The organism is Jiangella ureilytica, from assembly GCF_004348545.1.
In the GTDB taxonomy this organism is placed as follows: Bacteria; Actinomycetota; Actinomycetes; order Jiangellales; family Jiangellaceae; genus Jiangella; species Jiangella ureilytica.
The window spans coordinates 21,245-28,078 of the sequence record NZ_SMKL01000079.1 but is presented as its reverse complement, the minus strand read 5'-3'; the positions used below and the strand labels follow the sequence as shown (position 1 = coordinate 28,078).

Annotated in this window: 8 protein-coding genes; 2 read left to right on the top strand and 6 right to left on the bottom strand. The window is 71.3% G+C overall.

All coding sequences use genetic code 11. The features are described from left to right. Window positions 1–211 precede the first annotated feature (211 nt). Window positions 212–1,432: an MFS transporter gene (locus E1212_RS24955; protein WP_131987522.1), complete on the bottom strand. Its 1,221-nt coding sequence runs from the start codon at window positions 1,430–1,432 to the stop codon at window positions 212–214. 72 nt (window positions 1,433–1,504) lie between these two features. Between E1212_RS24955 and E1212_RS24950 the strand changes: the two genes are divergently transcribed. After that, on the top strand, window positions 1,505–1,810 hold the full coding sequence (locus E1212_RS24950; RefSeq protein ID WP_131987520.1) for a hypothetical protein: 306 nt from the start codon (window positions 1,505–1,507) through the stop codon (window positions 1,808–1,810). Then, window positions 1,807–1,965: a hypothetical protein gene (locus E1212_RS29655; protein WP_162605619.1), complete on the top strand. Its 159-nt coding sequence runs from the start codon at window positions 1,807–1,809 to the stop codon at window positions 1,963–1,965. Before E1212_RS24950 ends, E1212_RS29655 begins: the two co-directional genes overlap by 4 nt. Window positions 1,966–1,988: 23 nt before the next feature. Here the strand turns inward: E1212_RS29655 and E1212_RS24945 are convergent, their stop codons facing one another. Genes E1212_RS24945 through E1212_RS24925 form a run of 5 tightly spaced genes read right to left on the bottom strand, consistent with a single transcriptional unit; the run spans window position 1,989 to window position 6,816 of the window. Then, window positions 1,989–2,717 (bottom strand): GntR family transcriptional regulator, encoded by a 729-nt coding sequence (locus tag E1212_RS24945; protein ID WP_131987518.1) that lies wholly within the window; start codon window positions 2,715–2,717, stop codon window positions 1,989–1,991. A gap of 41 nt (window positions 2,718–2,758) precedes the next feature. Next, window positions 2,759–5,038 carry a xanthine dehydrogenase family protein molybdopterin-binding subunit gene (locus E1212_RS24940; RefSeq protein ID WP_131987516.1) on the bottom strand — a complete coding sequence of 760 codons (2,280 nt, stop codon included), beginning with the start codon at window positions 5,036–5,038 and terminating at the stop codon, window positions 2,759–2,761. Next, the gene (locus tag E1212_RS24935; RefSeq protein WP_131987514.1) at window positions 5,031–5,555 is read right to left on the bottom strand and encodes a (2Fe-2S)-binding protein; all 525 of its coding nucleotides are present in this window, start codon (window positions 5,553–5,555) and stop codon (window positions 5,031–5,033) included. Before E1212_RS24935 ends, E1212_RS24940 begins: the two co-directional genes overlap by 8 nt. Continuing rightward, window positions 5,552–6,355 (bottom strand): FAD binding domain-containing protein, encoded by an 804-nt coding sequence (locus tag E1212_RS24930; RefSeq protein ID WP_131987512.1) that lies wholly within the window; start codon window positions 6,353–6,355, stop codon window positions 5,552–5,554. Before E1212_RS24930 ends, E1212_RS24935 begins: the two co-directional genes overlap by 4 nt. After that, complete coding sequence (locus tag E1212_RS24925) at window positions 6,352–6,816, bottom strand: SRPBCC family protein (protein ID WP_131987510.1); 465 nt, start codon at window positions 6,814–6,816, stop codon at window positions 6,352–6,354. The genes E1212_RS24930 and E1212_RS24925 overlap by 4 nt, the downstream gene beginning before the upstream one ends. Between the last annotated feature and the right edge of the window lie 18 nt (window positions 6,817–6,834).

Here is a 6,834-nt window from a genome sequence, read left to right as displayed (position 1 = left end):
CCTGATCGCCAAACACCTCGACAACAAAGGCAAACGCGGCGCCATGCGCGTGCTCAAACGCCACCTCACCGACGTCATCCACCGCACGCTCCGCCGCGACATCCCACCGCTGACCTGCCACCAGCCAACCGCTTGACATAGAAGCGTCATTTCGCGCCGGCCGACGGCGGACGGCGGACGGCACAGGACACCAGCGGGACCTGCCGCCGGGTCAGTCGGCGGTGTCGACGTGCAGGCGGCGGATCACCACGGCCACGGCCGCGGCGGCGACGGCGAACACCGCGAGCGACCAGGCGCCGCCGAACACCGACGCGAGCGCTCCGGCCGCCAGGGCGAACAGCGGACGCAGGCCCAGGTGCGCCATCGAGAAGACGGCCATGACCCGGCTGCGGAAGTTGTCGGGCGAGAGCATCTGCAGCGACGCGCTGAGCAGCGGGATGCTCAGCGAGAACCCGATGCCGATGGGCAGAGCGCCCAGGGCCAGGACGGGCAGGCTGCCGCCCACCGCGACCACGGCGGCCCCGAGCGCCTGCAGGGCGAACGCCGTCGTGAGCATCCAGCGCCGCGGGAGCACCTTCTCGATGAGCCCGAACGTCACCAGGCCCAGCATCGCGCCGATGCTGTTGCCCATGATGACCACGCCGGCCGCGTCGGGCAGATCGAGTTCCGCCGAAAGCGTGGGCGCCAGCGTCCGCAGCGCCTCGACGGCGGCGTTGGTGAGCACGACCGCGAGCAGGATCGCGGGCATCAGCGGGGTCCGGGCGACGAACCGCAGCCCTTCGACGACGCCACCGGAGCCCGCCTTCTTCACCGAGCCGCGATCGGCCGCACTGCCGAGGCGGATGAGGAGCATCGCGACGATCGGGCCGAGACAACTGACGGCGTTGATCGCGAACGCCCACGTGGGGGTGGCGGTCAGCAGGATCACCGACGCGATGCCGGGGCCGGCGATCTGCCCGAACTGGAACTGCACCACGTTCAGCGCGGTCGCCCGGGCCACCATCGGACGCGGAACCAGTAGCGCGATGAGCGCGAGCATCGGCGGCTTCGTGAACGCGTTGGCCGTCCCCAGCACGAAGCAGGTCGCGACCAGCAGCAACGGCGTCAAGGCGCCCGTCCCGCTCAGCACCGCCATGACCACGGCGGTCGCCAGCGCGACCGACTGGGTGACGACGACCATGCGACGGCGCTCGACCCGGTCGCCCAGCGCGCCCGCGGGCAGACTGAAGAGCAGGTTGGGGATGAAGATCGCGAAGTTGACCACGCCGACCATGAACGGCGAGCCGGTCAGCGAGAGCATGAGGACGGAGGCGCAGACGTTGCTGGCCCAGTTGCCAGGGCTCGAGACGATGCCGGCCCACCAGTAGATCGCGAAGTCGCGCCGGCGCAGCGGGCCGCGCGTCTCGTCGTCTCCGGCGGGCAGGTCCGTCATCCGTCCATCCCCTCAGCCGAGTGATTTTCGATACGATATCTAAACCACATCACGGACCCAAGGAGCCGCGTCATGACCGACCCCGCCGGACCGGGGCTGCGCGCGCTGGTCTATGCCGCACTGCCGGCCAACGCGACGCCGACGGACACCGCCTGCCACCCGATCCACCGGCACGTGCTCGAGCACGCCGAGGGTGACATCGTGGAGCTGACCAAGCAGAAGATGAGCGCGGAGTTCGGCGAGCGACCGCACGTCGTGCTGACCATCGCCGACGGCGACCTCGACCCGGCCACCGACGGCGACCTCATCGGCCCGCTGACGCTCACGGCCGGCGGGCTGCTGGTGTTCGGGGTGGCCTACCGACTGGAGGATGCGTGAACGTCAGCGACGAGTACTGCCCCGAGTGCGACTCCGGCACGAAGATCGAGCTGAGCCGCGCGGACCAGGTGGACGCGCGCGGCTTCGTGGCCGTGCTCTACCAGTGCGAGGAGTGCGGCACCGCCTGGGACGCGTACGTGCGTCCCGAGACCTGACCGCTGCCCCCCGCGGGCGGCTCTCAGCGGGCCGCCGCCGCGGGGTCGTTCTCGGAGACCAGCTTCTGCAGCTCCTCGGACACGTGCGAGAGGTGGTCGGTGAGCCACTTCTTGCCGCCCTCGAGGTCGCCCTTCTCGAGGTGCGACAGCAGGCCGGGGTGGCCGCCGTGCTCCTCGGTGACGCGCAGCAGCAGCAGGTAGCGCCCGACCGAGCCGCGCAAGTGCTTGGCCTCGGCCAGCGCGCGCGGCCGCTCGGCCAGCGCGTAGAGCTTCTCGTAGAAGTCCTTGCGGATCTCGAGGCCGTCGGCGAGGTCGGCGGCGGCCTCCATGGCCTCGGCCGACCGGCGCAGGTCGCGCAGGATGTCCTCGGTGAGGTGCGGCATGGCCCGCTCGAGCAGGTACGTCTCGAGCAGGATGCGAAGCTCGTAGATCTCGGCGATCTCGTCGGGGAGCAGGACCGAGACGGTGACGCCTCGGTGCGCGTGGATGCGGACCAGGCCCTCGCCCTCGAGCTGACGCAGGCTGGCGCGGACCGGCATGCGGCTCACGCCGAGCGTCGCGGCGATGTTGTCGAGGTTCAGCCGCTGCCCCGGCGGGAAGTGTCCCTGGAGGATCGCCTCGCGGATGAACGACTGCGTCATGTCCTCGACGGTCTGGAACGTGCCGCGGACGGACTGGGCGAGCCGGTCGAGGACCTCCTGGCCGGCCGCTGACTGACCGTTGTCCGCGGCGGCTGCCTTCGCCTTCGCCATGATTCTTCCCCTGCCTCCCGTATTACTCGGGAATACATTAGTCAATCGCGGTTCATCAGGCGCCACACGCGCTCGGGAGTGAGCGGAAGTCGGTCGGGCCACCGCCCGACGGCACGCGCCACCGCCGCCGCCACGGCCCCTCCGATGGGGTTGAGCGTGCCCTCGCCCGCACCTTTAGCGCCATACGGTCCCACACCGTCCCTGCGCTCGGCAATCATGAGGTCGATCTTGCGCGGGAGGTCGGTCGTCCGGGGCACGCGGTAGTCGACCACGTTGGCGTTGGCCAGCTGGGGTCCGTCGTAGACCAGTTCCTCGTGCAGCGCCATCCCCAGTCCCTGGGTGGCGGCGCCGAGGTCCTGCCCCTCGACGGCGCGCGGGTTGATGGCGAAGCCGACGTCGGCGACGGTGACCAGCTGGTCGACGGCGACGACCCCGGTCTCGGGGTCGATCTCGACCGCGACGCCGACCATGCCGACCTCCCAGAACGGCGGCATCTTCTGGGTGGCGCCGTCGCGTCGGAGCAGCCCGACGCCGGTGACCTCGCCGGCCGAGCCGCCGAACCACTGGCGGACGACGGAACCGAAGTCGAGCTCGCGGCCGTCCGGCGCGGCGACCGCGCCGGGGCGGTCGCGGACCTCGCCGGGCGCGCACTCGAACAGCTCGGCGGCCATGTCGCGCATCCGCGACCGCGCGTCGGCGCAGGCCCGCTGCAGCGCCAGCCCGACCAGCGTGCTGGTGCGGCTGGCACCGGTGGTGCGCTCGTACGGCGTGACCGACGTGTCGGACTGGACGACCTTGACGACGGCGAGGTCGACGCCCAGTTCCTCGGCGGCCACCTGGGCGAGCAGCGAGCGGCTGCCCTGGCCCATCTCGGTCGAGCCGCTGAGCACCAGCACCGAGCCGTCGATCTGGATGCGCACCTGTGCGGTCGAGATCGGGTAGGCGCCGGCGTCGGATGCGGTGCAGCCGAAGCCGATGCCGTAGTACGGGACGTCCTTGCGGTCGCGCTCCAGCGACTCGACGACCATCTCGAGGTCGGCCGGGATGTCGGCGTCGATGCCGCGCTTGCCCGGCAGGATCTCCTCGCCCTTGCGCACGAGGTTGCGCCGGCGGATGTCCGCGCCGGAGATGCCGAGCTGCTCGGCCGCGCGGTCGAGGTTGGTCTCGCCGGCCAGGGCACCCTGAGGCGCGCCGAACCCGCGGTAGGACGACGCCGGTGACGTGTTCGTGTAGACGGAGAGTCCGCGGACCCTCAGGTTCGGCACCCGGTACGGCCCGAAGCAGCGGTTCACCGTCTTGGCCATGACCAGCGGGCTGTTGTCGGCGTACGCGCCGGAGTCCATGACCACGTCGAACTCGCGGGCGAGGATGGTGCCGTCGGCGGCGAACCCGCTCTTGACCCAGATCTTCGCGGAGTCGACCCGGGTGGTGTAGATGGCCTCCTCGACGGTGAGGGTCAGCTTCACCGGCCGGCCCGTGACCCACGACGCCACCGACGCCAGCGGCTCGACCTTCGTGTACGACTTCGAGCCGTAGCCGCCCCCGAGGTACGGCGACGTGACCCGCACGCGCGACAGCGGCAGGTCGAAGACGCGGGCGAGGTCGTCGCGGACCATGTACGGGTGCTGCGCCGTGGAGACGACGCTCAGCGCGCCCTCGGCGTACGACGCGACGGCGTTGTACGGCTCCATGGCGTAGGCGTAGAGCATGGGGAAGTGGACGGTGTTCTCGACCACGACGGCGCTGTCGGCGAAGGCGGCGTCGACCTCGCCCCAGCCGATGGTGACCTCGTGTGCGACGTTCGACGGCACCTGCTGGGCGCCGTCGCCCTCATCGACGTGCGAGAGGTTCTTGAACGACTCGTCGCCCGTGGCCTCGTAGGCCTGCTCGTGCACCAGCGGTGCGCCGTCGGCGAGCGCGGCCTCGGCGTCCATGACCGCCGGCAGGTCCTCGTAGGACACCCGGACCAGCTCGACGGCGTCAGCGGCGGCCGCGACCGTCTCGGCGACGACGACGGCGACCGGCTCGCCGTAGTAGCGGACCTTGTCAGGCGCCAGGATCCAGTGGTCGGTGATGATGTGGCCGAACCGCGCGTGCAGCGACGCGATGTCGGCGGCCGTCACGACCGCCACCACGCCGGGCGCGGCCAGCGCCTCCGCGACGTCGATGCCGGTGATGCGCGCGTGCGCGCGGTCGGAGCGCACGACCTTCGCGTGCGCCATGCCGGGCATCGTCACGTCGACGCAGTACTCCGCCGCGCCGGTGACCTTCTCGACCAGGTCGGGACGCCGGACCGACTGCCCGACGACGTTCTCACCCATGCGGGCCTCCCCGCAGCTTCTCGGCCACGTGCTCGACGGCCTCGACGATCGGCTCGTACCCCGTGCACCGGCAGATGTTGCCCTCGAGGTGCTCGACGATGGCCTCGCGGTCGGGGACCTCGTCGCCGTCGAGCAGCGCCTTCGACATCATGAGGAAGCCCGGCGTGCAGAACCCGCACTGCAGCGCGAAGTGGTCGACGAACGACTCCTGCAGCGGGTGCAGGGTCTGGCCGTCGGAGAGTCCCTCGACGGTGGTGACGTCGGCGCCGTCGGCGTCGGCGGTGAGGAAGGTGCACGCGCTGACCGGGCGGCCGTCGACCAGCACGGTGCACACGCCGCACACCTGCAGCTCGCAGCTCACCTTCGTCCCCGTGAGGCCCAGGTCCTCGCGCAGGAAGTCGACCAGCACCGACCTCGGCTCGACCTGCCGGCTGACGCTGACGCCGTTGACGCCGACCGTCACCGGGACGCGGGGCGGCCCGGAGGTCGCCACCGACTCGGACACGGACTCCGTCATGAGCTCACCTGCTCCAGCTTGGCCAGGGCGCGCCGGACGTACACCGCCGTCACGTGCCGCTTGTACTCCTCGGACCCGGCGAGGTCCGGGGTGGGGTCGACCCGGGACGCGATGTCGTCGGGGTCGATCTCGGCGAGCGAGCCGAACGACCACGCCAGCGGCACCTCGCCGACGGCGCCGACGCCCAGCCGGTACCAGCCGGCGGCGTCGTCGGCCAGCACCGCGACACCGACCGTCGGGCGCTCCATGGTCTGGAACTTCACGTACGCGCCGCGCAGCCCGTCGCGCAGCGGGATGCGCACGTCGACGAGGATCTCGTCGGGCTCCTTCTCCGCGTAGTACGGGCCGACGATGAGCTCCTCGACCGTCACCGTGCGCCGGCCGCCCGGGCTGACCAGGGTGACCGACGCCTCGAGCGCCATGAGCAGCGTCGCGACGTCGGACTTGGGCTCGGCGAAGCAGAGGTTGCCGCCGATGGACCCCTGGTTGCGCACCCGGGCGTTGCCGATGTGCTTCTCCATGCGGGCGAAGACCGGCAGCCGCTCCAGGATCAGCGGATGGGTGGCGAGGTCGGCGTGCCGCTCGGCCGCGCCGATGACCAGCATGCCGTCGCCGGCTCGGACCCCGGTGAGCTCCGGGATCCGCTTGAGGTCGACGAGGGCGTCGGGCCGGTGCAGGCCGGCGCGCATGGCGAGCAGGAGCTCGGTGCCGCCGCAGTACGGCACCGAGTCCTCGGTCAGCTCGCGCAGCGCCTCGTCGAGCGTGGTGGGGCGCACGAGGGCGAACGGCGGAAGCGTCATGCGGCGCCCAGCACCTTCTCCGCGTTGGAGAAGAACTCGCCGATGATCTTCTCCGCCTTCTTGTTGATGGTGCCGCCGCCCATGGCCGCGACCTTGCCGGTCACCTCGTACACGCCGGCGACCCGCACCGTGGTGCCGCCGCCGTCGCCGGCCGGCTCGAGGTCGAGCGTGGCGTCGACGACGAGCCGGGAGCCGACCTGGCGGTCCTCGCCCTCGGCGTGCACCGTCACGTGCTCCCCGGTGCGCACGTCGCTCAGCGTGATGGCGAGGTCGGCACGGAGCTTGAACGGGCCGAGACGGTCGAGCAGCACCGCCGTGTACCTCTCCAGGTGCTGCTGCTCCTCGGCCTGTTCGAGCACGCTGATCCACGACACCAGCACGGGCACGTCGATCAGCGTCTCCCACGCCTGCGCGGGCGGCGCGGACACCGTCAGCTCGCGGCCGAACTCACTTCGAGGCATGCGGCTCCCTCTTCCTTC

Coding starts and splice junctions, on each gene's coding strand:
- E1212_RS24955 (WP_131987522.1), bottom strand. CDS start 1,432: ATGACGGACCTGCCCGCCGGAGACGACGAGACGCGCGGCCCGCTGCGC.
- E1212_RS24950 (WP_131987520.1), top strand. CDS start 1,505: ATGACCGACCCCGCCGGACCGGGGCTGCGCGCGCTGGTCTATGCCGCA.
- E1212_RS24945 (WP_131987518.1), bottom strand. CDS start 2,717: ATGGCGAAGGCGAAGGCAGCCGCCGCGGACAACGGTCAGTCAGCGGCC.
- E1212_RS24940 (WP_131987516.1), bottom strand. CDS start 5,038: ATGGGTGAGAACGTCGTCGGGCAGTCGGTCCGGCGTCCCGACCTGGTC.
- E1212_RS24935 (WP_131987514.1), bottom strand. CDS start 5,555: ATGACGGAGTCCGTGTCCGAGTCGGTGGCGACCTCCGGGCCGCCCCGC.
- E1212_RS24930 (WP_131987512.1), bottom strand. CDS start 6,355: ATGACGCTTCCGCCGTTCGCCCTCGTGCGCCCCACCACGCTCGACGAG.
- E1212_RS24925 (WP_131987510.1), bottom strand. CDS start 6,816: ATGCCTCGAAGTGAGTTCGGCCGCGAGCTGACGGTGTCCGCGCCGCCC.